The sequence below is a fragment of the Kribbella sp. CCNWLW201 genome (genome assembly GCF_037203805.1).
In the GTDB taxonomy this organism is placed as follows: domain Bacteria; phylum Actinomycetota; class Actinomycetes; order Propionibacteriales; family Kribbellaceae; genus Kribbella.
This window is the reverse complement of record NZ_JBBCBQ010000009.1, coordinates 221,799-248,148: the sequence shown is the minus strand read 5'-3', so window position 1 is coordinate 248,148 and position 26,350 is coordinate 221,799. Positions and strand designations below refer to the sequence as shown.

Below are 26,350 nucleotides of genomic sequence, written 5' to 3'. Positions count from 1 at the left end.
TCGGCCTGGGTCAGCTCTTGGCGTAGATCTCCGCTGAGTGCGACTCGAACTCCAGGCCGACCGCCGGCTCGTCCCCGACGACCCAGGCGTCGTGGCCCGGTTCGATGATGTAGGCGATGCCTGGGGTCAGGTTCGCCTTGCCGCCGTCGTCGTGGACGACCTGCATCTCGCCGGAGAGCAGGGTGCCCACGTGCCGGACCTGGCAGGACTCGCCGCCGACGACGGGACGGATGCACTCCGACCAGCGCCAGCCGGGCTGGAAGGTGATCCGGGCGACGCTGGCGCCCGGCAGCTTGACTACGTCGACCTTGGTCTTGTCCGGCGTCCGCTGCTCGTCGGGTTCGTCGAACGTCTTGGTGAAGACAGCCATGGTGCCCCTCCTCGATCGGTGAATCTCCCCTTCTTTCACACGATGGACCTCCCGGCCGTCCCTGGACAGAGCCCGGCACTTAACGCCTGCTTACGGCAACCATCGGCGGCAGGTGGGCGCCGTGGGCGGGGTGCGGGTGGTGGGGAAGTAGGGTGTGGCGGGGTGGGGGTTGATGGTTCGAGGAGGGTTATGACGATGGTCGATCGGCGGCGGCGGTCTGTGCGGACGGCGCTGGTGGCCGAGGCTCTGCGGGTGGCGCTGGCGGGGCGGGCGCGGATCGATCCCGAAGCCGGGTTGGACATCGTCGACCTGGGTGGTGGGACCGGTGGGTTCGCGGTACCGCTGGCCGTCGAGGGGCACCGGGTGACCGTCGTGGACCCGAGTCCCGACGCACTGGCCTCGCTCGAGCGGCGGGCCAGCGACGAGGGCGTGAGCGAACTGGTCCGCGGTGTGCAGGGTGACGCGGCTGAGCTCCCCGGTCTCGCGGGTGAGTCGAGTGCGGACGCCGTACTGTGCCATGGCGTGCTCGAAGTCGTCGACGACCCGGTGCAGGCTTTGCAGGCGATGGCTTCGGTACTGCGGGAAGGCGGCGTACTCAGCCTTCTCGTTGCCCAGCGCAACGCTGTGGTCCTGGCGCGGGCGCTCGCGGGGCACCTGGCCGAGGCTCGGGTCGCGTTGCAGGATCCGGACGGGCGCTGGGGTGCGACGGATCCGATGCCGCGGCGGTTCGACGAGGCCGGTATCACCGCGCAGTTGGCCGACGCCGGGTTCATGGTCCACACCGTGCACGGCGTCCGCACCTTCGCGGACCTCGTCCCGTCGGCCTTCGTCGACTCCGAACCAGGTGCCGCCGACTCTCTGGCCGAGCTGGAACGCGCGGCGAGCCAGCATCCCGCCTTCCGGGCGCTGGCGACCCAGCTCCACATCCTCGCCACCCGCTGACCGCCTCGACAGCTTGTGCCGTGGGTCACACACCCAGCTGGGCGACGGAGGGTGATGGCCTGGTGACCAGCGGCGGGATGGCATAGACCGGTTGCCGGCCGGGCGCTTCGGGGTTCGACACGCCGGACTTTGGCGGGTTTGAAGCCAGTGTGATGGGGGCAGTTGCCGGACCGTGACGCGCTGGACAGGCGGTCAGGGTTTCGTGTGAGGCAAGCGCGGCCTAGACTGGAGTCGGCCTATCGAGATCGCGCTCACCATGGAGGGATCGACGGTGCCCCTCTCGGAAGAAGAGCAGCGCCAGTTCGAGCAGCTCGAACGTGCCCTTGCTGCGGAAGACCCGAAGTTCGTCTCCGCCATGCGAGGGACAAATGTGCGCTTGTATTACAAGCGCCGGGCAGTTCTTGCCGGCGTTGGATTCGTGCTGGGCATCGTGGTGCTGATGGCCGGCGCGATCATCCCCAACACCATCATCGGAGTCATCGGCTTCGTCATGATGGTGGCCTGTCTGTACATCGCCGCGCTGAGCATGAAGCGGATCAGCAACGCCGGTGACGCCGACGACATCCCACCGCCTCCGCCGCCGACCAAGCGGCACCGGACCAAGCACGACTCGTCCGGCAGCTTCATGGAGCGGATGGAAGATCGCTGGCGGCGCCGCCGCGACGAAGACCTCTGACGGCGCGCCGCGCCGGAGAGCGCGTAGGCCGACTGACAACCACACCCGTGCCCTTGGCGTGGGTGTGGTTTTGTTTGCGCTGTGTTCTTCAGGTGTTGGTACGGCGGGGTGCCGCTGCCGCTGCCGAGCGGTGCGTGTGAGACGGCCGCGCAGCCTCGAGGGCTGCGCGGCCGGACTGTCAGTTGGCGTGACCGCGGCGCAGGGCTAGCGAGCGGAGGCGGGCCAGCAGGAGGTCGAACTCGTCCAGAAGGTCCGATGCCTCGGCACTGCCCCGGTTGAGGTACCACCGCCACGACGGCGGCAGCAGGCGCGCCCGCCAGCGGCGCAACTGTGGAGCCTGGGACCAGAGGGCCTGGCGTACGGCGGATGCCTCGGGACGGAGGTCCAGAGTCAGGTCCGCGTCACCGGCGTACCGCAACGCCTCGATGCCACGAGCGAGCCGAAGGGCCTGCGGATGGGCGTCGGTCGGCAGTTTGGTGACGAGCCAGTCGCCGGTCTGGCGTGGCGTGGAGATGTCGGACCAGTCCAGTCCCAGGTCGCGGGACGTGTCGCGGATCTCCGCCCACAGGCCTTCGGCGCCGACCCGGCCGGGCGGCCGGGTGAAGCGACGCCGCCGGGTCAGGCTGCGGATCAGCCACGGGATGCAGAGCAGCAGGATCGCGCCGGCGACGATGCCGATCGTCCGGCCGCCGCCGTTGGTGAACCAGTTGCCGCCGTCAATGACCGCCACCCCGCTGTCGTCCGGCAGATCGGGGTCGCCCTGCGGCTTCTCGATGCCCGGGTCCTCGGTCGCCCCCGGCGTGTTCGGCGCGGTGCTCGGTGCCGGCGACGGGTTGGTCGGGTCCGGGGTGGCGGGGACGGTCCAGTTCGGCGTGGTCGCCACCCGGGCGGCCGGGGTCGGCTCGAACCGGACCCAGCCGATGCCCTGGAAGTACAGCTCCGGCCAGGCGTGCATGTCGTGCATCCGTACGGTGTACTCGCCGTCCTTACCGGCCTGGCCGGGCAGGAACCCGATGCCGACCCGGGACGGGATGCCGGCGATCCGGGCCATCAGCGCCATCCCGGTGGCGAACTGCTCGCAGTACCCGGTCTTGTTCTCCAGCAGGAAGTCGCGCAGGGCCCGCATCCCGCTGCCGCGCGCGTTCTCGGTGCTGTAAGTGAAACCACCGCCGCTGCGGAACCAGTTCTGCAGCAGCACGGCCGCCTCGAACTGGTTGCCTCCCGCATTCTTCGTGATGGTCGCGGTCAGCTCTTTGACGGACTGCGGTGTGCTGCGGGGAACCCGGCTGGTGTAGTTGTCCGGATCACCCGCGCCGGCGGCGTCGTGCAACTGCTGTGGCGTCGGCTGCAGGTCGTACGCGGTCAGGTTGTAGTTCTTGCCGCCGACCACCTGCCCGTTCGACGAGACCACGTCGAGCGCACTGGCGTCGTACCGCCAGTCCCGCTTGAGCGAGATCGAGCGGACCGGATAGGGGACCGGGGCGAACTGGGAGCGGAAGGTCCGCTTGACGTCGATTTCCATCTTGGTCTGCGGGACCTTGCCCAGGTCGCCGGCGTAACCCGGCGGCGGGGTCAGGTCGCCGCTGATCTTGCGGCCCTCCTGACGTGGCGCGATCCGCCAGACGTCGCCGTCGAACGAGTCGAGTGCGGTCAGGCGCAGGTAGGTGCCGCCGGACGCGCCGCCCTTGTAGGTCAGCGCGACCACGTTGTCGCCGCGCTTCAGGTTCTTGCCCATGTCCAGCATCGGGTTCGTCGACGAGATCGACGCGCCGATCCCGGAACCGGGTCCGGAGCCGGCCAGACCGTTGCCGATGACACCTTCCGGCAGCGTCGGCAGCAAGGCGGGCAGCAGCGCGGCGATCGCCACCACGGTCAGGCCGATCCGGCGGCCTGCCTGGCCGAGCGCGGAGGCCTCCACGGGCTCGGCGGCGTCCAGATGGGACACCCCCGAGATGCGCCGGCCCCAGCGACTGAGCCGGCTGCGACCCTCGGCCGACAGCAGCACGATGTATCCGAGCGCCGGCGGGATGAACAGCAACGCCGGCAGTCCGCCGTGCACGGTCGCGGCCGGCACCGTGTACATGATGAGCAGCAGCAGCCCGGACCATGCGGCCTGACGAAGCTGTACGGCGATGACGTGGATCAGCAACCCGGTCGCCGAGATCACCGAGGCGGCGAACAGCGTCAGGTGTGAGTCCGGCGGCAGGGGCGCGCTGAACCGATTGATCGAGTCCATCGCGTTGACCATCTGCTGGTTGAACTCCAGCGCGGTCGCCTTCACCGGGATCAGCCCGAACTTCAGCGTCTCGCGCAGGAAGAAGAACGAGATCAGTTCCACCAGCACCAACAGCTGGACGAACGGTACGACGATCCGCGGGGCGCGCAGGTTCTGCAGCAGGATGCCGACACCGGTGACCGCGCCACAGAGGAACGCACTGATGAACAGGAACGGCCCGGAGAACACCGGCGTGAGCACGAGCGCCCCCAGGACAGTCGCGCCCCAAGCGGCAAGAGAGATCCTGGCGTGCCCGGTCATGCGATCCGTCCGCTCCGTAGTCCTAGACCGGACCACACGGTGGGTAGGTGGTCACCGCGCCGGACTCTGGCGACTCGCCAGCCGTTCCGGCGCAGTTCGTTCTCGGTGGCGTCCGCGGCGGCGGTCAGCCGGGCCGCCTTCTCGGTCGCCTCGGCGCCGACCGCCGCCCAGCTGGCCGCGTCGAGCAGCAGCGCGACGCCGATCGCCTGACTGGTCCGCCAGCGGTTGAGCGCGGTGACGTCCTCGGACGCCAGGGCACCGACGATCGCGATCACCAGGCTCGGCTCCTGCGCGTGCCGGTCGACGGTCAGCAGTGGGCCGATCTCGGCGTACTTGTGCTCCTCGACGGTCGCGCACTCGGTCAGCAACTGCTGTGGTGTCAGCGGTTGATGTACGGCGGCCGACGTCCGGTGATTGATCGCCGACAGCGTGGTCGGCCCGCCCAGCAGGGTGGTGGCGTAGCCGCGGCGGATCCGGTCGGTGCCGATCGAGGCGGCCGCGCTGACCGCCCACTCGAGGCTGGACGAGGGCCCGTGACCGTGGTGCGCGATGGTGCGCGCGTCCAGGAACATCGCGCACCGGCTCTGCCAGGGCTGCTCCTCCCGGCGCACCATCAGCTCGCCGCGTCGCGCGGTCGACCGCCAGTGCACCCGGCGCAGGTCGTCGCCGTCGCGGTACTCGCGGACCGTCGCGTCCTCCTCGCCGGCCGATGCGATCGCCCGCGGCCGGTTCTCACCCGAGCCGGCCCGGTCCGCGCCCAGCCGGATCTCCGGCAGCCGGTAGACCCGCGGCGTCACCAGCAGGTGCTGGCTGCGGGTGAACGTCCGGCTGGTCTCCACCAGGCCGAACGGGTCGGCCACGGTCAGCATCAACGGCCCGACCTGGAACAGTCCCCGTACGTCGCTCTTGACCGGATAGCTGACGGTACGACGCCAGTTCGGGCTGACCCGGTCGACCACGAACCGTGGCCGGTGGCCCAGTACATAAGGAATACGGTCCTCGAGCAGCAGCAGCCCGGCGGGCATCCGGCCCTGGTTGCTCAGGGCAAGCTCCACCGTCGCCTGCGATCCGACCGGAACCTGGTCCGGTGTCAGGCTGCGCCGTACCTGCAGCCGCAGCCGGGTCCGCCCGACGACGAGCGCTGCCACCAACGGCAAGGCGACCAGGAGGATGCCGACGCGCAGCAGGTCCTTCTGGCCGAGCAGAAGCGCGCACAGTGAAGCAGTGATACCGGCCGCGACGAAGGCCCGCCCTCTGGTGGTCAGCCCGCGCAGTGCCTGCCGCATGACTCAGTCCCGACGCGTGCGGGGCAGCGGCACGGAGGCCACCAGCCCGGAGATGATGTCGGCTGCACCGCGCCCACCGAGATGCGCCTCAGCCGCAGGGAGTACACGGTGCGCCAGCACCGGTACGGCGAGCTCCTGGATGTCGTCCGGCAGGACGAACTCCCGGGAGTCCAGAGCCGCTGCCGCACGAGCGGCGCGGATCAGGTGCAGGGTCGACCGCGGGCTCGCGCCAAGCCGGAGCTCCTGCGCCCGGCGGGTCGCCCCGACGAGCGCGACGGTGTACTCCTTGACCGACTCCGACACGTGCACCGACTGCACTGTCTTCACCAGCCGGAGGATCTGCTGGCCGTCGGTGACCGGCTGCAGGTTGGCCAGTGGGTCGTCGGCTGCGTGTCCGTCGAGCATCCGCAACTCGGCGGCCGGCTCCGGGTAGCCCATCGAGACGCGGGCCATGAAGCGGTCGCGCTGCGCCTCGGGGAGGGGATAGGTGCCCTCCATCTCGATCGGGTTCTGGGTCGCGATGACCATGAACGGCGCCTCGAGCTGGTACGTCGTGGTGTCGACGGTGACCTGGCGCTCTTCCATCGACTCCAGCAGCGCGGCCTGGGTCTTCGGCGAGGCCCGGTTGATCTCGTCGCCGACGACGATGTTCGCGAACACCGCGCCGGGCTTGAACTCGAAGTCGCGGATCTCCTGGTTGAAGACCGACACACCGGTGATGTCCGACGGGAGCAGGTCCGGCGTGAACTGGATCCGGCGCACGCTGCAGTCGATCGACTTGGCCAGTGCCTTGGCCAGCATCGTCTTGCCGACGCCGGGCACGTCCTCGATCAGCAGGTGTCCCTCGGCCAGCAGGACCGTGATGGCGACCTCGACCACGTCGGGTTTGCCCTCGATCACCTGCTCCATCGCCCGGCGGACCCGGCCCGCCACCTCGGACAGCTCGTCGAAGTCCCCGGCTCCTGCCAGCGCCGAGCTGGTCGCGGTGGTGCTCACCCTGTGTCCTCCCCATTCGTTGACAGCCGACACATTCTCACCCGCTGTACGGGTCCGGCCTAGAGCAGCGGAAGTTTCGTTACCTGGCGTTTCGGTGTTCATCGGCACAGGCCCTCACCGGCGTGGGTCGGAAAGTCGTCCCTCCAAGCGTACGGGTGGGGGAAACCCCGTGCCGGGCGTACGACGGCGCGGACCGCCCAAAGGTTCGGAGGAAAGGCCGGTGGAGCGAAGTGGAGGAAACCAGGTGGAGGGGAGTGGAGGAAGCCGGGTGGAGGGAAGTGGAGCGCGCCGAGGCGGGATCCGGGGCCTGGGACGGCCGCGACGCGCGGGGGGACACGGTCGGATTCGGGCGGCGCGTGGGGGAAATGGGGCGGAAGTTGGTTGACGGTGGTGGAAAGTGGAGTAAGGTGGAGCGCAGTGGAACTGAAATGGTGGAAACAGCTCGCCTAAGTCGGAGAGTCCGCAACGGGGAGGTGGAGCGTGTTCCTCGGAACTCACTTCCCCAAGCTCGACGACAAGGGACGGCTGTTCCTGCCGGCGAAGTTCCGGGACGAACTGGCTGAGGGCCTGGTGATCACCCGTGGACAGGAGCGGTCGCTGTCCGTGTGGCCCGAGCGCGAGTTCGTCCAGCTGACCGAGCAGTTGAAGCAGGCTCCGATCACCAACAAAGGTGCCCGGGACTATCTGCGGATGCTGTTTGCCGGAGCCTCGAACGAGGTGCCGGACAAGCAGGGCCGGGTCACCATCCCGCCGATGCTGCGCGATTACGCGGGACTGGATCGCGACTGTGTCGTCATCGGGGCGATGAACAGGGTGGAGATCTGGAACACGGAGAACTGGAACAGGTACTCCGCGGAGCAGGAGCAGGCGTTCGCCGACCTCTCCGAGGAAGTACTACCAGGGATCTTCTAGCTGAAGAGTGGGCGAGCAGGACCGAGAACCGAACCGACCGTCCGGTGAGATCACGGGTCCGACTTCCGACCTCGACGTGTTGGCGTCACTTCCCCGGCGCCAAGACACCAGAGGTACTTCCCCGGAAGGCGTACCCGCGATCTGACCGGACGGTGCCGCATCCGAGCCGCCCCGGAGGACAGCGCAGAACAGTACGGCGCCGAAACCGCGACTCCGGCGCGGAAGGCAGGACGAACACCACACAAGACCTGCGGGGGCAGGGTCGCTCCCGCGGCGACGGGAAGGGTCGAGATGAACGCTGCGGAGCGGCATGTGCCGGTGATGCTGGAGCGCGTGGTCGCGCTGCTGGCTCCCGCACTCGCCCACCCCGGCGCGGTTCTCGTCGACGCGACCCTCGGCCTCGGCGGTCATTCCGAGGCGTTCCTTCAGCAGTTCCCCGAGATCCGGCTGATCGGTCTCGACCGTGACCCCGAAGCGCTGCGACTCGCCGGCGACCGGCTCGCGCCGTACCAGGAGCGCACCACGTTCGTGCACGCCGTGTACGACGAACTGCCGCGGGTGCTCGCGGACCTCGACGTACCCGAGATCGACGGGATCCTGTTCGACCTGGGCGTCTCCTCGATGCAGTTGGACGAGGCCGAGCGCGGTTTCGCCTACGCGCAGGACGCGCCGCTGGACATGCGGATGGACAGCACCGGCCCGACCACGGCCGCCGACATCGTGAACACCTACAGCGCGGCCGACCTGGCCCGGATCCTGTTCCAGTACGGCGAGGAGAAGTTCGCCCGGCGGATCGCGGACCGGATCGTGCGGGAGCGCGAGACCGAGCCGTTCACCACCAGTGCGCGACTGTCCGAGCTGGTCCGTAACGCGATCCCGCAGGCGGCCCGCCGGACCGGGGGACACCCGGCCAAGCGGACCTTCCAGGCGCTGCGGATCGAGGTGAACGGCGAGCTCGACGTACTGCGGCGGGCGCTGCCGGCCGCGATCGAGGCGCTGGCGCTGCACGGCCGGATCGTGGTGATGAGCTACCAGTCGCTGGAGGACCGGATCACCAAGCAGACACTCGCGATCGGCACCAAGTCCGACGTACCGGACGACCTGCCGGTGATTCCGGCCGGGCACGAGCCGTACCTCAAGCTGCTGACCCGCGGTGCCGAGCGGCCGACCGAGGAGGAGGTCGCGGCGAACCCGCGCGCCGCCTCCGCTCGCGTGCGGGCGGCCGAGCGGGTCCGGACGAAGGGATTGGTGGCCTGATGAGCACTGTGTTCAGTCCTTCCAAGGCCCGGGTCACACCGGCGCCGGCGAAGCGGCCGGAGCCGAAACTGCGGGTCGTCTACGGTGCGCCGTTCCGGCCGCCGCGGATGCCGTTCGTCATCTTCGTGGTGTCGCTGCTGGCGGCCGGCTTGGTCGGCTTGCTGCTGCTCAACACGGAGCTGCAGAGCGGCACGTTCCAGGTGACCGCGCTGAACAAGCAGGCCGATCAGCTGAAGGACCAGCAGGAGCAGCTGGAGAAGCAGGTCCGCACGCTCGAGTCGCCGCAGAACCTGGCCGACAGCGCGCTCCGGATGGGCATGGTGCCGAACCCGAACCCGGTCTTCCTGCGGCTGTCCGACGGCCAGGTGCTGGGAGTGCCGGAGGAGGGCAAGGCCGGCACGGGTACGGCGATGTTCGGCCCGGGCACGCCCACGGGTGTCGCGACCAAGCCGCCGGTCGTGCCGGTCAAGCCGAAGCCACCGGCGACCTCGGTCAAGCCACCCGCCACGACCGTGAAGCCGCCGGCGACCACGGTGAAACCACCCGCGACGGCGACGAAGCCGCCGGCGACGGGCACGACCGCACGCACCGGTACGGCGACCGGCAACAAGCCGCCCGCCACCACGACCCGCAACACGACCACCGGGGGATGATCGGATGACGGACCGACGGGGCAGCGAGCCGCCACGCAAGCGTGGTGAACCGGGGCGGAGCAATCCGCCCCGCAAGGCTCCGCCTCGTCCGTCGTCCACTACAGACAGCAGCCGAACCGCCCCACAGCGTCCGGAGTCCACCCGCGAACGCCTCCTCCGCAAGGCCCGCGAGGAGCAGCTGCAGCGTGCGACCGAGCAGGGTGGCGCCGAGCGGCGCCCGGTGAAGAAGGCCGCGGCCAAGAAGGCGCCGGCCAAGAAAGCTCCGGTCAAGAAAGCTGCCGCCAAGAAGGCGCCGGTCAAGAAGGCTCCCGCGAAAAAGGCGCCCGCCAAGAAAGCTCCGGTCAAGAAGGCTTCAGTACAGAGCGCTCCGGCCAAGCGCGCTCCGGTGAAGAAGGCGGCGGCGAAGAAGAGCCCGCCGAGGAAGCGGCCACCACAGAACAGGCGACCACCGCGACCCAAGAAGCGGAAGCCACCGGCGATGCTGAAGCTGGGGCGGCCGACGCTCCGGCTGCGGGTCACGTTCGGGGTGATGGCGTTCGTGCTGTCGCTGTTCGCCGGCCGGCTGGTGCTGCTGCAGGGCGTGGACCCGGACAGCTACGCACTCGCGGCCAGCAAGGAGAACACCAAGCCGTTCGTGCTGCACGCGTCCCGCGGCGCGATCCTGGACCGCAACGGCGTACCGCTGAGCGTGTCCGAGGACGCGGTCGCGATCACCGCCGACCCGACCCAGACGAAGCCGGTCGCCCAGCAGCTCGCGACGATCCTGGCGCCGAAGCTGACCAGCACGACGTACGCGAAACTGGTCGCCGCGATGACCGGCAAGGGTCGGTTCGCCTACCTGGCACGTCAGGTCAGCCCGCAGACCTGGAACGGTATCGAGGCCGAGCTGAAGGCGAAGAACGCCCAGATCACCCAGCAGAACCAGGGCAAGCCGAAGGAGCAGCAGGCGCCGCTGCTGGCCGGGATCTACACCGAGGACGACCCGATCCGCAGCCACCCGAACGGCACCATCGCGGCCAACGTGGTCGGCGTGGTCGGTGCCGACGGCAAGGGTCTGTCCGGGCTCGAGTACGGGATGAACGACAAGCTGTCCGGCCAGGACGGCAAGGCGATGTACGAGGTGGACACCAAGGGCAACAAGATCCCGAACGCGAACCACACGGTCGAGGAGCCCAAGCCCGGCCTGACCGCGCAGCTGACCCTGGACGCGGACCTGCAGTGGTTCGCGGAGAAGCGGATCCAGCAGGCGGTGGAGCAGTACAAGGCCACCTCCGGCACGGTGATCACGATGGACGTGAAGTCCGGCGAGATCCTGGCGATGGCGAACTACCCGACGTTCGACCCGAACAAGAAGTTCAAGTCCAGCGACCTGAACAACCCGGCGCTGGAGCGCACCTACGAGCCGGGCAGCGTGCAGAAGGTGGTCACGATGGCGGCCCTGGCCGACGCCGGGCTGATCGACCTGAACACCAAGCTCCGGGTGCCCGGCAGCATCGAGGTGCAGCGACGGACCATCAAGGACCACTGGGACCACGGCACGCTCAACCTGACCATCGCCGGCGTGATCGCGAAGTCGTCGAACGTCGGCACCATCATGGCCGCGCAGCAGATGCGGATCCCGCAGTTCGTGAAGTACCTGCACGACTTCGGCTTCGGCGAGCCGACCGGGCTGAACTTCCCGGGCGAGAGCAAGGGCCTGATGCAGCCGGGTGACGAGTGGCCCGAGCTGACCCGGTCGAACGTCGCGTTCGGTCAGGGCCTGTCGGTGAACGCTGTCCAGATGACCGCAGCGGTGAACGCCGTCGCCAACGGTGGCGTCTACGTGCCGCCGAAGCTGGTTCGCGACTACGTCGACGCCAACGGCACCGTCACCCCGAACCAGACCGCGGCGCCGCGCCGGGTGGTGAGCGAGAAGGCCGCCAAGGAGGTCGCCACGATGATGGAGGCGGTGACCGCGAAGAACGGCACCGCACCGCAGGCGGCGATCGACGGCTACCTGGTGGCCGGCAAGACCGGGACCGCGCAGCAGGTCGACCCGAAGACCGGCAAGTACGGCAAGTGGGCGACCTCTTTCGCTGGATTCGCCCCGGCCGACAACCCACGGTTCGTGACGTACGTCGTACTGCACGACCCGACGGGTGCTCGGGGTGGTGGTTTCCAGGGAGGACCAGTGTTCCGAGACGTGATGAGCTACGCGCTGCAGAAGTACGTCGTCCCACCGACGGGAGCCAAGCAGCCCAACGTCCCCGTCACCTGGTGACGCAGCAGAGCCTGGTGACGCAGGGCCAGGTAGGAGTCACAGTGCCTGGAGCGGTAGCCTCAGGGCCCGTGTCCACCCCTACCGCCGCAGGCGGCGCCGTCGCAGCGATCAGGCCGCGGCATCTCGTGCCGGTCAGCCTCGTCGAGGTCGCCAGGACCGCTCATGCGCGCATCCCCACCAGCAGCACCGTCGAGGTGACCGGTGTATCGCTCGACTCGCGGTCAGTCCTGCCAGGTGATCTGTACGCCGCTCTGCCCGGAGCCGTCACGCATGGCGCCGCGTTCGTCGCCAAGGCGGAGCAGGCCGGGGCGGTCGCCGTACTGACCGATCCGACCGGTGAGGAGCGAGCCAGGGAGACCGGTCTGCCCGTGCTGGTGGTCGACCGGCCGCGGGACGTGCTCGGTGCGGTCGCGGCGCGGATCTACGGTGAGCCGACCAAGGAACTGCGGCTGCTCGGCGTGACCGGGACCAACGGCAAGACCACGACCAGCTTCCTGCTGGACGCCGTACTGCGCCGGCTCGGACCGGCCGCCCTGATCGGGACGATCCAGACCCGGATCGGCGACGAGGTGGTGAAGAGCGTCCGGACCACTCCGGAGGCCACCGATCTGCACGCGCTGTTCGCGGTGATGCGGGAGCGGGCGGTCGGGTGGTGCTCGATGGAGGTGTCCAGCCACGCGCTGGCGCTGGGGCGGGTGGACGGCGCCCGGTTCGCGGTCGCCGGGTTCACCAACCTCACTCAGGACCACCTGGACTTCCACAACACGTTCGAGGAGTACTTTGCGGCGAAGGCCTCGTTGTTCACCCCGGAGCGGTGTGATGTGGCGGTGGTGATGATCGACGACGAATACGGCCGTCGGTTGGCTGCGCAGACCGTCGTACCGCTGATGACTGTGTCCGCCACGGGGGAGGCCGACTGGACTGTCGCCAATCGGCACCGGTCCGAGCACGGCACTACTGTCTTCGACGTCCACGGGCCAGACGAGACGCTGACCGTCGAGATCGCGCTGCCCGGTGACTTCAACGTGGCGAACGCGCTGCTGGCGACCGTGATGCTGCGGCAGGTCGGCGTACCGGCTGAGGAGATCGCGGCCGGGCTGCGGACGGCTGCCGTACCGGGCCGGATGGAGACGTTCACCCGCGAGGATGGCCTGGCGGTGATCGTCGACTACGCGCACACCCCGGATGCCGTCGAGCTCGCGCTCAGGGCTGCGCGCGGTGCGACCAAGGGCCGTCTGTACGCCGTTGTGGGCTGTGGAGGCGACCGTGACGCGGGCAAGCGTCCCGCGATGGGGGCCGCGGCCGCGCGGGCGGCGGACGTCGTGATCATCACCGACGACAACCCGCGCAGCGAGGACCCGGCGACGATCCGGGCCGCCGCGCTCGAGGGTGCCCGGGCCGCGGTGCCGAACGCCGACCTGCACGAGATCGGCGACCGCCGCCAGGCCATCGCCGGCGCGATCGAGCTGGCCGGCCCGGGGGACACCGTCGTTGTGCTGGGGAAGGGCCATGAGACCGGCCAGGACGTCGGCGGTGTGATCCACCCGTTCGACGATCGCGAAACCGTGCGTGAGTTGCTGGAGGCAGAGCGGTGATCCCTGTCAGTTGCGGCGAGATCGCCGACGCCGTCGACGGCGAGCTGGTGGGCGTCGACCCGTCAGCTGTCGTGGACGGCGCGGTGGTGATCGATTCGCGTGCCGCCGTACCGGGCGGGCTGTTCGTCGCCCTGCCCGGCGAGCGCGTCGACGGGCACGACTACGTCGGTACGGCGACCGAGGCCGGCGTCACGGTGTCACTGGTGACCCGCCCGATCGACGGTTGTCCCTGCATCATCGTCGGCGACGCGCAGAAGGCACTGGGCGACCTGGCGCGCCTCGTCATCAGCCGGCTGCCCGGCCTCACCGTGATCGGGCTGACCGGATCGTCCGGAAAGACCAGCACCAAGGACCTGATCGCCCAGCTGATCAGGCCGTACGGCGAGACCGTGTCGCCGGAGGGTTCGTTCAACAACGAGCTCGGACATCCGCTCACCGCCCTGCAGGCGACGGAGACCACGAAGTTCCTGGTGGCCGAGATGGGCGCGCGACACATCGGCGACCTGACCTACCTGTGCGGCATCACACCGCCGCGGGTCGGACTGGTGCTCAACGTCGGGACGTCGCACATCGGCGAGTTCGGCAGCCAGGACAACATCGCACTGGCCAAGGGTGAACTGATCGAGGCGTTGGTCCCGGGCGGAACCGCCGTACTCAATGCCGACGACCATCGGGTCGCCGCGATGGCGAGCCGGACCGAGCAGCGGGTGCTGACCTTCGGCGAGGCCGACGGCGCCGGTGTCCGGGCGACCGACGTCAAGCTCGACGCCGAGGGCCGGGCGAGCTTCACCTTGCGGATCGGCGACTTCAGCCGCACCGTCCAGTTGCAGTACATCGGCGAGCACTACGTTTCCAACGCGCTCGGCGCGGTGGCTGTCGGGTATGCGGTCGGGCTGACGCCGGAACAGCTTGCGGAAGGCCTGATTGCGGCCACTCCGGTGTCGGCGGCGCGGATGGAGGTCACCGAGCGCGCGGACGGCGTGACGGTGATCAATGACGCGTTCAACGCCAACCCGGACTCGGTCCGCGCCGCGCTCAAGGCGCTGGTCGCGATCGGCCGGGCCCGCGGCGCGCGCACCTGGGCGGTGCTCGGCGAGATGCTCGAGCTCGGCGACACCTCCGCCGAGGAGCACGACGCGATCGGCCGGCTCGTGGTCCGGCTCGACGTGAACCGCCTGGTCGTGGTCGGCGCGGGCGCGAAACCGATCCATCTCGGGGCTTCACTGGAAGGCTCCTGGGGGAACGAGTCGGCCTTCGTCGACACCATTCCGGAAGCCCTCGAGCTGCTCCGTACCGAGTTGAGGGCCGGTGACGTGGTGCTGGTGAAGTCCTCGAAGGCGGCGAAACTGCGCAGCCTCGCCGACGCCTTGTTGGAGGACAAGCAGTGATCTCGATCCTGTTCGGCGGTGCCGTCTCGATGGTGCTGACCCTGATCGGCACCCGGTGGGCGATCACCCTGCTGGCCAGGCGCGGTTACGGCCAGGAGATCCGCGACGACGGCCCGACCTCGCACCACACCAAGCGCGGTACGCCGACGATGGGCGGCACCGTCTTCATCGTCGCGACCATCATCGGGTACTTCGCGGCGAAGCTGTTCACGATGACCCCGCCGACCGCGTCGGCCCTGCTGGTGCTGTTCCTGTTCGCCGGGATGGGCGCGGTCGGCTTCCTGGACGACTTCATCAAGATCTTCCGGCAGCGCAGCCTCGGCCTGCGCAGCAAGGCGAAACTGGCCGGCCAGACCATGGTCGCGGTCTCCTTCGCGGTGCTGGCGCTGCAGTTCCCGGACGAACGCGGCCAGCGGCCGGCCTCGCCGTTCATCTCGTTCATCCGCGACATCAACTGGCTGCATCTGGCCGGGGTCCTGGTGGTGATCTGGATCCTGTTGCTGATCGCCGGCATGTCGAACGGCGTGAACCTGGCCGACGGTCTCGACGGTCTGGCCACCGGTGCGTCGATGATGGTCTTCGGCGCGTACACCCTGATCTGCATCTGGCAGTTCAACCAGAGCTGCGCGACCGCGCAGGGCGTGGGCGCGAAGTGCTACGAAGTACGAGATCCCCACGACCTGGCCGTCGTCGCGGCCTCGCTGACCGGCGCGCTGTTCGGCTTCCTGTGGTGGAACGCGTCGCCGGCGAAGATCTTCATGGGTGACACCGGCTCGCTGTCGCTGGGCGGCGCGCTGGCCGGCTTCGCGGTGATGACCCGGACCGAGCTGCTGGTGCTGCTGCTCGGGGGTCTGTTCGTCATCATCACCGCCTCGGTGATCCTGCAGGTCGGCTACTTCAAGATCACCAAGGGCAAGCGGCTGTTCCGGATGGCGCCGCTGCATCACCACTTCGAGATGCTCGGCTGGGAACAGGTGAACGTGGTGATCCGGTTCTGGATCATCCAGGGCCTGTGCGTGGTGATCGGACTCGGGATCTTCTACGCCGAGTGGGTGACCGGATGAGTATGGAGACCCGCACTTCCGACGGCTGGGCGACGACCCGGTTCGTCGTTCTCGGGTTCGGTACGGCGGGCTACGCCTGCGCGGACTCGTTGCTCCAGGCCGGCGCCGAGCACGTCGTCGTACTGGATGATCGGGACACCGAGGCGCTGCGGGAGAAGGCGCAGATCCTCGAGACCCTCGGTGCCGCCATCACTCTCGGTCCGGGCAGTACGGCGGAACTGCCCAAGGACGTCGACGTCGTCGTGACGTCGCCCGGCGTACCACCGCACGCGCCGTTGCTGGCGCAGGCGGCAGAGCGTGAGGTGCCGATCTGGAGTGAGATCGAGCTGGCCTGGCGGCTGCGTGACCCGGCCAACGCCGCGCCGTGGTTGTGCATCACCGGCACCAACGGCAAGACCACGACTGTCCAGATGCTGACCGCGATGCTCACCGCCGCCGGTCACCGGGCCGTTGCCGCCGGCAACGTCGGGCTGCCGTTGCTGGAAGCCGTGATGGACCCCGAGCCGTACGACGTGATCGCGGTCGAGCTGTCGAGCTACCAACTGCACTTCACCCACTCGATGTCCGCGCACTCGGCCGCCGTACTGAACATCGCACCGGACCATGTCGACTGGCACGGCTCGCTGGATGCGTACGCGCAGGCCAAGGGCCGGATCTACGAGAACTGCCAGGTCGCCTGCGTCTACAACGTCGCCGACCCGGCCACCGAGCAGCTGGTGATGGACGCCGACGTGATCGAGGGCTGCCGGGCGATCGGCTTCACCCTCGGTACGCCGGACATCTCGATGCTCGGCCTGGTCGACGAACTGCTGGTCGACCGCGCGTTCGTCGAGCAGCGGGCGACGTCCGCGCTGGAGCTGGCGACCCTGGCCGACATCACGCCGGCCGCGCCGCACAACGTGGCGAACGCGCTGGCCGCGGCCGCACTGGCCCGGGCGTTCGGCGTACCCGCGACCGCGGTACGGGACGGGCTGCGCGGGTTCCGGCCGGACAAGCATCGGATCGCGCACGTCGCGGAAGTTGCCGGGGTCAACTATGTGGACGACTCGAAGGCGACCAACCCGCATGCGGCGCAGGCGTCGTTGCTGGCCTACGAGCATGTGGTCTGGATCGCCGGCGGTCAGGCCAAGGGGGCGACGTTCGACGAGTTGGTGGTCGCGGCGCGCGATCGGCTGCGGGCCGTCGTACTGCTCGGCCAGGACAAGCTGGTGATCGCCGAAGCTCTTGCCCGACACGCACCCGATGTCCCGACGATCACTGTCGAGGCAACGGACACTGGAGCCATGGAGATCGTGGTGGGGGAGGCGGCGAAGCTTGCACAGGCAGGAGACACCGTGCTGCTCGCGCCCGGCTGCGCCTCCTGGGACATGTTCGCCAACTACGGAGCCCGTGGGGACGCCTTCGCCGAAGCCGTGCGTCGACTGGGCAACAGCTGATCCGGAGGTGATCGGGTGACGTCGATCGCTGATCAGCCGGATCAGAAGAAACGCGAGGAGCGGCCGTGGGTGGCCGCCATCCGCGATGTGCTGGACCGGCCGCTGACGTCGTACCACATCCTGCTCGGTGCGACCGGCCTGCTGCTGGTGCTCGGGCTGCTGATGGTGCTGTCGGCGTCGAGCGTGCTGTCGCTGCGCGCGAACGGGAACAGCTACACGATCTTCGTCCGCCAGCTGATCTGGGTCGGCGTCGGCCTGCCGATGGCGTACGTCGCGTCCCGGATGACACCGCGGCACTTCCGCATGCTCGCGTACGTCGCCCTGCTCGGCTCGGTGTTCCTGCTCGTACTGACCTACATCCCCGGCCTGGGTGTCGGCGTGAACGGCAACACGAACTGGCTGAACCTCGGCGGTCCGCTGCAGATCCAGCCGAGTGAGTTCGCCAAGCTGGCGCTGGTGATGTGGTGCGCGGACCTGTACGCGCGCAAGGAGAAGCTGCTGACCCAGTGGAAGCACCTGCTGGTGCCGATGGTGCCGGTCTGCGGTCTGGTGATCGCGCTCGTCGTCGGCCAGCGCGACCTCGGTACGGCGCTGGTCCTGATGGCCGTGATGATCGGGCTGATCTGGATCGTCGGCGCGCCGACCCGGCTGTTCGTCGCGACCATCGTGGTGGTCGGCACGATCGCGTCGTACTTCGTCATCACCGCGAAGCACCGGATGGACCGGATCTCGTCGTTCTGGGACCCGTTCAACGACCCGTCCGGGATCGGCTGGCAGGCGTACCACTCGTTCTACGCGCTCTCGACCGGCGGCTGGTGGGGCGTCGGGATCGGCAACAGCCGGCAGAAGTGGGGCAACCTGCCGGAGGCGCACACCGACTTCATCTTCTCCGTGATCGGTGAGGAGCTCGGCCTGGTCGGGTCGCTCACCGTGCTCGCCCTGTTCCTCACCCTGGCCTACGCCGGGGTGCGGATCGCGACCCGGAACACCGAGCCGTTCGTCCGCTATGCGGCGGCCGGGATCACCATCTGGATCATGGCGCAGACCCTGGTCAACCTGGGCGCCGTGATCGGACTGCTACCCATCGTGGGGATTCCGCTCCCGCTTTTGTCGTACGGTGGTTCCGCACTGCTGCCGACGCTGATCGCGATCGGCATGCTGCTGTCCTTCGCGAAGGCCGAACCCGGCGCGCAGGCCGCACTGAAGGAGACCAGGCGGCCACGGTTCGGGTGGCTGCCGTCGCGTACGACCTGACGAGAACACGCGGGAGCGTTGAAAGCTGTGCCCAGCATCGTTCTGGCCGGTGGAGGATCCGCCGGCCACACCTCACCCCTGATCGCCACCGCCGACGCCCTGCGCCGGATCGATCCGACCGTCGAGATCCTCGCTCTCGGGACCGAGCGCGGCCTGGAGACCCGGGTGATCCCGGAAGCCGGTTACCGGCTCGAACTGATCCCGCCGGTGCCGCTGCCGCGGAAGCCGACGCCGGCGCTGCTCGCCGTACCGGGCAAGATGCTCGCCTCGGTCAGCGCCGCCCGCCGGATCCTGGACGAGGCCAAGGCAGATGTCCTGGTCGGCTTCGGCGGATACGTCTCCACCCCCGCGTACGTCGCCGCCTGGCGGCGCAAGACCCCGATCGTCGTCCACGAGGGCAACGCGGTCCCGGGGATCGCGAACAAGTTCGCCGCCCGCTACTGCACGCAGAACGTGGTGACCTCGTTCCCGGGGACCGAACTGCCGCATGCGTCGTACGTCGGTCTGCCGATCCGGCGGGCCATTTCGACGCTGGACCGGGCCGCGCTGCGGGCCGAGGCGCGGCAGTTCTTCGGGCTCGACCCGAACGCGCCGACGCTGCTGGTCACCGGCGGTTCGCAGGGGGCGCAGCGGCTGAACGAGGCAGTCGCGGGTGCCGCCGCCGATCTGCAAGCGGCCGGGATCCAGGTTCTGCACGTGATCGGGCCGAAGAACACTCTTGAGGTGCCGTCCACTGGGCACCTGCCTTATGTGGTGCTGTCGTACGTCGACCGGATGGACCTCGCCTATGCGGCGGCCGACCTGGTCGTGTGCCGGTCGGGTGCGAACACAGTCACCGAGGTGTCCGGTGTCGGGCTGCCTGCCATCTACGTTCCGCTGCCAATCGGTAACGGTGAGCAAAGGCTGAACGCCAAGCCCGTGGTCGATGCCGGCGGCGGACTGCTGGTGGACAACGCCGAGGTCACGCCGGACTGGGTTCGTGGCACTGTTCCGCAACTTCTGCTCGACACCGCGCGTCTGACAGCCATGTCCACTGCGGCGAAGGGCGTCATCCGGACGGATGCCGACGAGCGATTGGCGCGGATCATCCTGGATGTGGTGGGGTCTGCTTCGTGATCGTCACCGCTCCTGACACAACGCTGCCCGCGGAGAAGCTGGGCAGGGTGCACTTCGTAGGTATCGGCGGCGCCGGGATGTCCGGTATCGCCCGGATCATGGCGTCCCGCGGCATCGAGGTGTCCGGTTCCGATGCCAAGGACGGCAAGGTGCTGGGGGCGTTGCGCGCGCTCGGCGCCACCTGCTGGGTCGGTCACGCCGCCGAGCACGTCGCCGAGGCGGACACCGTGGTGGTGTCCACCGCGATCCGCGAGACCAACCCCGAGGTGGTCGCCGCCCGGGCCGCCGGGATCCCGATCCTGCCGCGGGCCGCCGCGCTCGCCTCGGTGATGGTCGGCCGCCGGACGCTGGCGGTCGCCGGTACGCACGGCAAGACGACCACCACGTCGATGCTCACCGTCGCGCTGCAGCACTGCGCGGCTGATCCGTCGTACGCGATCGGCGGCAACCTGAACGAGTCCGGGTCGAACGCCCACGACGGCACCGGCGACTTGTTCGTCGCCGAGGCGGACGAGTCGGACAAGTCGTTCCTGACCTACAGCCCCGAGGTGTCGATCGTCACCTCGGTCGAGCCGGACCACCTGGACAACTACGGCGACGAGGCCAGCTACCGGCTCGCCTTCGAGCAGTTCTGCGACCGGGTGATCCCGGGCGGTTTCATGGTGATCTGCTACGACGACGCCGGCGCGCGGAAGCTGGCCGAGTTCGCGCGTAATCGCGGTATCGACGTACGGACGTACGGCGAGTCGCACGATGCGGACATGCGGGTCACCGAGATCACCGCGACCGGGGCGACGCAGTCGTTCGTGCCGGTGTACCGCGGCCGGAAGCTTCCGATCGTCCAACTGCAGCAGGCGGGTAAGCACAACGCGCTGAACGCGTCGGCCGCGTTGACGGTCGGGCTGGGGCTCAGGTTCTCCGCGGCCGATCTGGCCGAGGGGCTGGCGTCGTTCACCGGGACCGGCCGGCGGTTCGAGTTCAAGGGGCTCGAGGACGGGGTCCGGGTGTTCGACTCCTACGCCCACCACCCGACCGAGCTGGCCGTCGACCTGACCGCGGCCCGGCAGGTGGCGGGGGAGGGGCGCGTGATCGCGTGCTTCCAGCCGCATCTGTTCAGCCGGACCAGGATCTTCGCGACCCAGTTCTCCGAGGCGCTCGCACTGGCCGACGAGGTCGTCGTGATGGACGTGTTCGCGGCCCGCGAGGACCCGGAGCCCGGTGTCACCGGTGCGTTGATCGCGAACCACGTGCCGTTGAAGCCGGAACAGGTCCGGTTCGAGCCGTCGTGGTCCGCCGTACCGCAGGTGGTCGCCGATCTGGCCGAGCCGGGTGACCTCGTGGTGACCCTGGGCGCCGGCGACGTGACGCTGATCGGGCCGGAAGTGGTCGGTTTGCTGGCCGAACGCGCCGCCGCCCGCGAGTCTGCGGCCGAGGCCCTCGCTCCTGTGGTGGAGTAAAAGGGTGGGGTTTACTGAATGAGCCAGAGCGCTGATCTGGCTCGGGCACAACAGCGGTTTGCGCGCCGGCAACGGCTGGTGCGATGGCGAAGCTGGTTGCCGTGGGCGATCGGTGGAGCCCTGCTGGTGCTGGGCGGACTGGTCGTCTGGTTGTTCTACTTCTCCTCCGCGCTCGCGGTCGACGGTGTCCGGGTGAGCGGGGCAGATACGGTGCCGGTGGCAACGATCGAGAACGTCGCCGAGGCGCCGATGGGCACCCCGCTGGCGAAGGTCGATCTGAGCTCGATCGCCGAACGGGTCCGGACCATCCCGGCGGTGGCCGACGCGCAGGTGACCAGAGCCTGGCCGAACAAGGTCGTGATCGTCGTCACCGAACGGGTTCCGGTGGTGGTGGTCACCGACGGGACGCGGTTCGAGTTGGTCGACGCCACCGGTACGGCGTTCAAGACGGTGCCGGACCGGCCGGCCGGGCTGCCGGAAGCGAAGGTGACCGGGACCCGGCGCGACGTGACGGTCCGGTCGGTGGTGACGGTTTCGGCCGCACTGCCGTCCACACTGCGGACCCAGGTGACCTCGATCTCGGCAGCGTCGCCGGACTCGATCACCCTCAACCTCGAGTCCGGGGTGAAGGTCGTTTGGGGCAGTTCCGATGACAGCGAGCGCAAGGCCGAGGTACTCAGCGTACTGATGAAGCGCAAGGCGACCGTGTACGACGTGTCGGCGCCCGATCTCCCTGTCACCAAAGGGGAAAAGCGGTGACGGATCACATCACGGCAGTGCGCGGCGAGGCGCGTGGACATTGCCCGAATCGGTCCCGTACCGTGCGGCGTAATCTAAAGTTGACATAAGTCTAAGCATCCACTTGAGGTTCAGTCTTTTCGCTGGAACTTTTCGCTGGAACAGGGGCCAACCGGCCACAACGGGAACAGAACGAGGCGAGAGGCGCGGACGTGGCGGCACCGCAGAACTACCTGGCACTCATCAAGGTCGTCGGCATCGGCGGAGGCGGCGTGAACGCCGTCAACCGGATGATCGAGCACGGTCTGAAGGGCGTTGAGTTCATCGCCATCAACACCGACGCGCAGGCGTTGCTGATGAGCGACGCGGACGTCAAGCTCGACATCGGCCGCGAGGAGACCCGTGGCCTCGGCGCCGGGGCGAACCCGGCGATCGGGCAGAAGGCCGCCGAGGACCACGCGGAGGAGATCGAGGAGGCGCTGAAGGGCGCCGACATGGTCTTCGTCACCGCCGGCGAGGGTGGTGGGACCGGGACCGGCGGTGCGCCGGTGGTGGCCCGGATCGCCCGCTCGCTCGGCGCCTTGACGATAGGTGTCGTCACGCGGCCGTTCTCGTTCGAGGGAAAGCGGCGCGCGACCCAGGCAGAAGACGGCATCGCCACCCTCCGCGAGGAGGTGGACACGCTGATCGTCATCCCGAACGACCGGCTGCTGACCATCTCCGACCGGGCCGTGTCGGTGCTGGACGCATTCAAGCAGGCCGACCAGGTGCTGCTGCAGGGTGTCTCCGGTATCACCGACCTGATCACCACCCCCGGCCTGATCAACGTCGACTTCGCCGACGTCAAGGCGGTCATGTCGAACGCGGGTTCGGCGCTGATGGGCATCGGCTCGTCCCGCGGTGAGGACCGCGCGGTCGCGGCCGCCGAGGCGGCCATCTCGTCTCCGTTGCTCGAGGCAAGTATCGAGGGTGCGCACGGCGTCCTGCTGTCGATCGCCGGCGGTTCCGACCTCGGTCTGTTCGAGATCAACGAGGCGGCCCAGCTGGTGTCGGAGTCGGCCCACTCGGACGCGAACATCATCTTCGGCGCGGTCATCGACGACGCCCTCGGCGACGAGGTGCGGGTCACCGTGATCGCGGCCGGTTTCGACGGCGGGATGCCGAAGCGCCGCGAGCAGGCGATGAACTCGGCCCGTCCGCAGACACCGTCGCGGCCAAGCAACGAGAGCTCCTACTCGGCACCGATGCAGTCCGGCACGAACCCGCCGCAGACTCCTCCGGCCACGCCACCTGCCGGTGGTCAGCCTGGCGGCGGGCAGTCCCCTGCCGCGCCGGCGTCGAACGGTCAGGCCGCACCGGCTCAGACCGGCGGGCAGCCGCCGGCCGGCCAGGCCTCCGCGGGCCAGACCGGGGCAGGCCAGGGCTCGAACGGACAGTTCGCTACTCCGGCAGTGCCGCCGACTCCGACCGACGACACCGTCCCGGTGCCGGCTCCGACCGAAGGCCGCCCGGGTGCCGGTACGACGAACTCGGCGCGCCCGCAGGCCGGCGACCCGGTCCGCACCGTGCCGCAGACCCCGCAGCCCGCACCACACACCCCGGCGACGCCGACCTCTCAGCACTCCTGGCCCGTCAACGGCCCGAGCAGCTCGCCGTCGACGTCCACCCCGTCGCAGCCCACCACCCCTCGCCCGGCCCGCAAGCCCGAGCCTGAAGAGGACCTCGACATCCCGGACTTCCTCAAGTAACCCCGGACCTTGAGAAGCCACCGACCACTGCGCGACCCGCACAGTGGTCGGTGGCTTCTCAACGTGAGGTTGTTGGGCCGGTAGCCTTTGGACGTGTTCAGCTACGACGAGGTTTTGGCTTCCGTTCGGTTCGCTGTGACTGACCGCTTCGGTGGTGTGAGCCAAGCGCCGTACGGCGAGCTGAATCTCGGTGGGGCCGGGGAGGATCCGGAGCTGATCGGGGAGAACTTCCGGCGGGTCGCGGAGGCGTTCGGGGTCGGGCCGGAAGCACTTGTCCGGGTCAGCCAGGTCCACGGCCGGGACGTGCACGTGGTCCGTCCCGGTGACGAGCTCCCGGCGCGGCCGATGCCGACCGCGGATGCGATCGTCACCACCAGGTCCGACGTCGTGTTGTGTGTTCGAGCCGCCGACTGTCTGCCGGTGTTGCTGGCCGATTCCGCTCAGGGTGTCATCGGTGCCGCGCACTCCGGTCGCCCGGGGATGTACGTCGGCGTCGTACCGGCGACCGTCGAGGCGATGCGTGAACTCGGTGCGCAGCGGATCACCGCCGTACTCGGGCCGCATGCGTGCGGAAGGTGCTACGAGGTACCGGCGGAGATGCGGGCCGAGATTGCCGAGCGAGTGCCGGCGTCGTACTCCGAGACGAGTTGGGGGACACCAGCGATCGACGTGGCCGCGGGGGTGAAGTCGCAGCTCGCGGAGCTCGGAGTCGAGGTGGTCGACGCGACCGCGTGCACGATCGAGTCGGAGAACCTGTACTCGTACCGGCGGGAAGGTCCGGTCAGCGGCCGCCTGGCCGGACTGGTCAAGCTGGTCCACTGATGACTACACGTGAGGATGAGCTGCGGGAGAACCTGCGGCTGGTGCGGGAGCGGATCGAGAAGGCCTGTGAGGCGGCCGGGAGGGCTCCGGACGAGGTCACCCTTGTCGCGATCACCAAAACCTTCCCAGTCAGCGACGTACGGGCGCTGACAGTACTCGGGGTGCGCGACGTCGGCGAGAACCGCGAGCAGGAGCTCAAGTCGAAGGCGCCGGACTGTCCGGACGCCACCTGGCACTTCGTCGGGCAACTGCAGTCGAAGAAGGCGCGTTCCGTGGTCCGGTATGCGTCGGTCGTGCACTCGGTGGACCGCTTGTCGCTCGTGACCGCGTTGTCCAAGGCCGCGGTCGCCGAAGAACGGACCGTCCGCTGTCTGCTCCAGGTGAGCCTCGCGTCGTACGGATCGGCGGAGGCCGCGACCGGTGCCGGCCGCGGTGGCGTCGAGCCTTCCGCCGTACCGGAGCTGGCGGCTGAGGTAGCGGCGGCGGACGGGTTGGAGCTGGGCGGCGTGATGGCGGTCGCCCCGCTGGGATCGGACCCCGACGAGGCCTTCGCCGGACTGCATGAAGTAGCCTCCCGGCTACGCTCCGAACACGCCGGTGCCGACTGGATCTCCGCCGGGATGACCGGTGACCTGGACGCCGCGATCAGGCAGGGAGCGACACACGTTCGGCTCGGGCGCGCCTTACTCGGTACGCGTCCTCCACTCGGTTAGTGTCGACATCGAGCAGGTTTTGCTTCCTGCTCACCGTTGTCGTCGAACCGGAATCGAGGGGCTGGAGGGCCATGAGCGGCGCGCTGCGCAAGATGGGTGTGTACCTCGGCTTGGTCGAGGACGGGGAGCGCTACAACGCGCGGTACGACGACGAGTACGACGACTACGACGAGTACTCCGACGAAGCCGTCGACGGGGAGTCCCACGAGACCGAGCCGGTGCCCGCCGGCCGGGAGGTCCGCGAGTCCCGGGACTCCCGCGAGGAGCAGGGCGCGACGGTCAGCAAGTTTCCAGAACGACGTGGTGTCGTACCGTCCCCGGAGGTAACCGAGTTGGCCCGCATCACCACCGTGCACCCGCGCAGCTACAACGAGGCGCGAGTCATCGGTGAGCACTTCCGCGACGGCACGCCCGTCATCATGAACCTGACCGAGATGGATCACTCCGACGCCAAGCGGCTGGTCGACTTCGCCGCCGGGCTGATCTTCTGCTGCCGTGGCTCGATCGAGCGGATCACCACCAAGGTGTTCCTGGTCTGCCCACCGAACGTGACGGTGGCCGCCGAAGAGAAGGAGAAGATCGCGGCGGACGGGTTCTACAACCAGAGCTGACGCCCCGGCGTCCGCCACGGTTACCGCCGGTCTTCTACACTCATTGACGACATGGTTGCTCTAGCGCTCGTCCTCACGGTTCTCAGCTGGGTACTGCTCGCCTTCTTCCTGATGTTGGTGGCGCGGTTCGTGCTCAGTCTGATCGTCATGTTCGCGCCGCAGTGGCACCCGAAGGGGCCGCTGCTGCTCTTCTTCGAGTTGATCTACTCGGTCACCGATCCGTTCCTGCGGCCGCTGCGGCGGATCCTGCCCCCGATCGGGGCCGGCGGGATCCGGATCGACCTGTCCATGCTGATGCTGTTCGTCATCGTCTCGCTGGCGATGTCGATCAACTCGACCGCCCTCCGGTCACTGTGACCCAGCGCACCGGAGGTGGTACGGAACCGGTGAATCGCCCGCCGAGTCGGAGGGTGAGGACGCCGGGGACGGGGTAGGTAGAGTCTCGACAACGGGGCCGATTCGTTGATGGCGTCCGCCGGGTTGTGGACCGTTATCGCCCGCCCGGATTCCGTTAGAACAC

22 protein-coding genes and 1 pseudogene are annotated in these 26,350 nt (G+C 68.9%); 19 read left to right on the top strand and 4 right to left on the bottom strand.

The features are described 5' to 3' along the window. Positions 1–10: 10 nt before the first annotated feature. A complete protein-coding gene (locus V9K99_RS31790; protein ID WP_337005926.1) occupies positions 11–370 on the bottom strand; it encodes a cupin domain-containing protein in 360 nt (119 codons plus the stop codon). A gap of 189 nt (positions 371–559) precedes the next feature. Here V9K99_RS31790 and V9K99_RS31785 point away from each other — a divergent pair, with 189 nt between their 5' ends. Continuing rightward, complete coding sequence (locus V9K99_RS31785; RefSeq protein ID WP_337005928.1) at positions 560–1,312, top strand: methyltransferase domain-containing protein; 753 nt, start codon at positions 560–562, stop codon at positions 1,310–1,312. Between the two features lie 256 nt (positions 1,313–1,568). Next, positions 1,569–1,988, top strand: a complete 420-nt coding sequence (locus tag V9K99_RS31780; protein WP_337005930.1) for a DUF3040 domain-containing protein — start codon at positions 1,569–1,571, stop codon at positions 1,986–1,988. A 178-nt stretch (positions 1,989–2,166) separates the two neighbouring features. Here the strand turns inward: V9K99_RS31780 and V9K99_RS31775 are convergent, their stop codons facing one another. Genes V9K99_RS31775 through V9K99_RS31765 form a run of 3 tightly spaced genes read right to left on the bottom strand, consistent with a single transcriptional unit; the run spans position 2,167 to position 6,752 of the window. Further along, positions 2,167–4,524 carry a transglutaminase family protein gene (locus tag V9K99_RS31775; protein ID WP_337005932.1) on the bottom strand — a complete coding sequence of 786 codons (2,358 nt, stop codon included), beginning with the start codon at positions 4,522–4,524 and terminating at the stop codon, positions 2,167–2,169. Then, on the bottom strand, positions 4,521–5,810 hold the full coding sequence (locus V9K99_RS31770) for a DUF58 domain-containing protein (RefSeq protein WP_337005934.1): 1,290 nt from the start codon (positions 5,808–5,810) through the stop codon (positions 4,521–4,523). The genes V9K99_RS31775 and V9K99_RS31770 overlap by 4 nt, the downstream gene beginning before the upstream one ends. A 3-nt stretch (positions 5,811–5,813) precedes the next feature. Beyond that, on the bottom strand, positions 5,814–6,752 hold the full coding sequence (locus V9K99_RS31765) for an AAA family ATPase (RefSeq protein ID WP_442914742.1): 939 nt from the start codon (positions 6,750–6,752) through the stop codon (positions 5,814–5,816). 534 nt (positions 6,753–7,286) lie between these two features. On the opposite strand from V9K99_RS31765, the gene mraZ reads away from it, so the two are divergent. The 17 genes and pseudogenes from mraZ (at position 7,287) to V9K99_RS31680 (ending at position 26,187) form a co-directional block, all read left to right on the top strand. Then, positions 7,287–7,718 (top strand): division/cell wall cluster transcriptional repressor MraZ, encoded by a 432-nt coding sequence (gene mraZ, locus V9K99_RS31760; protein ID WP_132206898.1) that lies wholly within the window; start codon positions 7,287–7,289, stop codon positions 7,716–7,718. 291 nt (positions 7,719–8,009) lie between these two features. Continuing rightward, positions 8,010–8,975, top strand: a complete 966-nt coding sequence (gene rsmH / locus V9K99_RS31755; RefSeq protein ID WP_337005939.1) for a 16S rRNA (cytosine(1402)-N(4))-methyltransferase RsmH — start codon at positions 8,010–8,012, stop codon at positions 8,973–8,975. Continuing rightward, positions 8,975–9,628, top strand: coding sequence for a hypothetical protein (locus V9K99_RS31750; RefSeq protein WP_337005941.1), 654 nt, complete (start codon positions 8,975–8,977; stop codon positions 9,626–9,628). The genes rsmH and V9K99_RS31750 overlap by 1 nt, the downstream gene beginning before the upstream one ends. A 4-nt stretch (positions 9,629–9,632) precedes the next feature. After that, positions 9,633–11,888 carry a peptidoglycan D,D-transpeptidase FtsI family protein gene (locus V9K99_RS31745; protein WP_337005943.1) on the top strand — a complete coding sequence of 752 codons (2,256 nt, stop codon included), beginning with the start codon at positions 9,633–9,635 and terminating at the stop codon, positions 11,886–11,888. A gap of 68 nt (positions 11,889–11,956) precedes the next feature. Continuing rightward, entirely contained in the window at positions 11,957–13,483 is a 1,527-nt protein-coding gene (locus V9K99_RS31740; protein ID WP_337005945.1) for a UDP-N-acetylmuramoyl-L-alanyl-D-glutamate--2,6-diaminopimelate ligase, read from the top strand. Beyond that, positions 13,480–14,871, top strand: a complete 1,392-nt coding sequence (locus V9K99_RS31735) for a UDP-N-acetylmuramoyl-tripeptide--D-alanyl-D-alanine ligase (protein ID WP_337005947.1) — start codon at positions 13,480–13,482, stop codon at positions 14,869–14,871. The genes V9K99_RS31740 and V9K99_RS31735 overlap by 4 nt, the downstream gene beginning before the upstream one ends. Before the next feature lie 29 nt (positions 14,872–14,900). Next, a complete protein-coding gene (gene mraY, locus V9K99_RS31730) occupies positions 14,901–15,935 on the top strand; it encodes a phospho-N-acetylmuramoyl-pentapeptide-transferase (RefSeq protein ID WP_442914743.1) in 1,035 nt (344 codons plus the stop codon). Beyond that, positions 15,932–17,371: a UDP-N-acetylmuramoyl-L-alanine--D-glutamate ligase gene (murD, locus tag V9K99_RS31725; RefSeq protein ID WP_337005951.1), complete on the top strand. Its 1,440-nt coding sequence runs from the start codon at positions 15,932–15,934 to the stop codon at positions 17,369–17,371. Before mraY ends, murD begins: the two co-directional genes overlap by 4 nt. 15 nt (positions 17,372–17,386) lie before the next feature. After that, positions 17,387–18,625, top strand: coding sequence for a putative lipid II flippase FtsW (gene ftsW / locus V9K99_RS31720; RefSeq protein WP_337005953.1), 1,239 nt, complete (start codon positions 17,387–17,389; stop codon positions 18,623–18,625). Positions 18,626–18,652: 27 nt separating this feature from the next. Continuing rightward, positions 18,653–19,741 (top strand): undecaprenyldiphospho-muramoylpentapeptide beta-N-acetylglucosaminyltransferase, encoded by a 1,089-nt coding sequence (murG, locus tag V9K99_RS31715; RefSeq protein ID WP_337005955.1) that lies wholly within the window; start codon positions 18,653–18,655, stop codon positions 19,739–19,741. Continuing rightward, positions 19,738–21,198, top strand: coding sequence for a UDP-N-acetylmuramate--L-alanine ligase (gene murC, locus V9K99_RS31710; RefSeq protein ID WP_337005957.1), 1,461 nt, complete (start codon positions 19,738–19,740; stop codon positions 21,196–21,198). The genes murG and murC overlap by 4 nt, the downstream gene beginning before the upstream one ends. An 18-nt stretch (positions 21,199–21,216) precedes the next feature. Then, positions 21,217–21,957: a cell division protein FtsQ/DivIB gene (locus V9K99_RS31705; RefSeq protein WP_337005959.1), complete on the top strand. Its 741-nt coding sequence runs from the start codon at positions 21,217–21,219 to the stop codon at positions 21,955–21,957. A gap of 191 nt (positions 21,958–22,148) precedes the next feature. Continuing rightward, a pseudogene (gene ftsZ / locus V9K99_RS31700) lies at positions 22,149–23,168 on the top strand (cell division protein FtsZ); the annotation flags it as partial. A gap of 609 nt (positions 23,169–23,777) precedes the next feature. Beyond that, positions 23,778–24,506, top strand: a complete 729-nt coding sequence (locus tag V9K99_RS31695; RefSeq protein WP_337323607.1) for a polyphenol oxidase family protein — start codon at positions 23,778–23,780, stop codon at positions 24,504–24,506. Beyond that, the gene (locus V9K99_RS31690; protein ID WP_337005963.1) at positions 24,506–25,219 is read left to right on the top strand and encodes a YggS family pyridoxal phosphate-dependent enzyme; all 714 of its coding nucleotides are present in this window, start codon (positions 24,506–24,508) and stop codon (positions 25,217–25,219) included. Before V9K99_RS31695 ends, V9K99_RS31690 begins: the two co-directional genes overlap by 1 nt. A 71-nt stretch (positions 25,220–25,290) precedes the next feature. Continuing rightward, positions 25,291–25,830, top strand: coding sequence for a cell division protein SepF (locus tag V9K99_RS31685; protein WP_337005965.1), 540 nt, complete (start codon positions 25,291–25,293; stop codon positions 25,828–25,830). 51 nt (positions 25,831–25,881) lie between these two features. Further along, the gene (locus V9K99_RS31680; protein ID WP_132206882.1) at positions 25,882–26,187 is read left to right on the top strand and encodes a YggT family protein; all 306 of its coding nucleotides are present in this window, start codon (positions 25,882–25,884) and stop codon (positions 26,185–26,187) included. The last annotated feature ends 163 nt before the right edge of the window (positions 26,188–26,350 follow it).

Coding starts and splice junctions, on each gene's coding strand:
- V9K99_RS31790 (WP_337005926.1), bottom strand. CDS start 370: ATGGCTGTCTTCACCAAGACGTTCGACGAACCCGACGAGCAGCGGACG.
- V9K99_RS31785 (WP_337005928.1), top strand. CDS start 560: ATGACGATGGTCGATCGGCGGCGGCGGTCTGTGCGGACGGCGCTGGTG.
- V9K99_RS31780 (WP_337005930.1), top strand. CDS start 1,569: ATGGAGGGATCGACGGTGCCCCTCTCGGAAGAAGAGCAGCGCCAGTTC.
- V9K99_RS31775 (WP_337005932.1), bottom strand. CDS start 4,524: ATGACCGGGCACGCCAGGATCTCTCTTGCCGCTTGGGGCGCGACTGTC.
- V9K99_RS31770 (WP_337005934.1), bottom strand. CDS start 5,810: ATGCGGCAGGCACTGCGCGGGCTGACCACCAGAGGGCGGGCCTTCGTC.
- rsmH (WP_337005939.1), top strand. CDS start 8,010: ATGAACGCTGCGGAGCGGCATGTGCCGGTGATGCTGGAGCGCGTGGTC.
- V9K99_RS31750 (WP_337005941.1), top strand. CDS start 8,975: ATGAGCACTGTGTTCAGTCCTTCCAAGGCCCGGGTCACACCGGCGCCG.
- V9K99_RS31745 (WP_337005943.1), top strand. CDS start 9,633: ATGACGGACCGACGGGGCAGCGAGCCGCCACGCAAGCGTGGTGAACCG.
- mraY (WP_442914743.1), top strand. CDS start 14,901: ATGGTGCTGACCCTGATCGGCACCCGGTGGGCGATCACCCTGCTGGCC.
- murD (WP_337005951.1), top strand. CDS start 15,932: ATGAGTATGGAGACCCGCACTTCCGACGGCTGGGCGACGACCCGGTTC.
- V9K99_RS31705 (WP_337005959.1), top strand. CDS start 21,217: ATGAGCCAGAGCGCTGATCTGGCTCGGGCACAACAGCGGTTTGCGCGC.
- V9K99_RS31690 (WP_337005963.1), top strand. CDS start 24,506: ATGACTACACGTGAGGATGAGCTGCGGGAGAACCTGCGGCTGGTGCGG.
- V9K99_RS31685 (WP_337005965.1), top strand. CDS start 25,291: ATGAGCGGCGCGCTGCGCAAGATGGGTGTGTACCTCGGCTTGGTCGAG.
- V9K99_RS31680 (WP_132206882.1), top strand. CDS start 25,882: ATGGTTGCTCTAGCGCTCGTCCTCACGGTTCTCAGCTGGGTACTGCTC.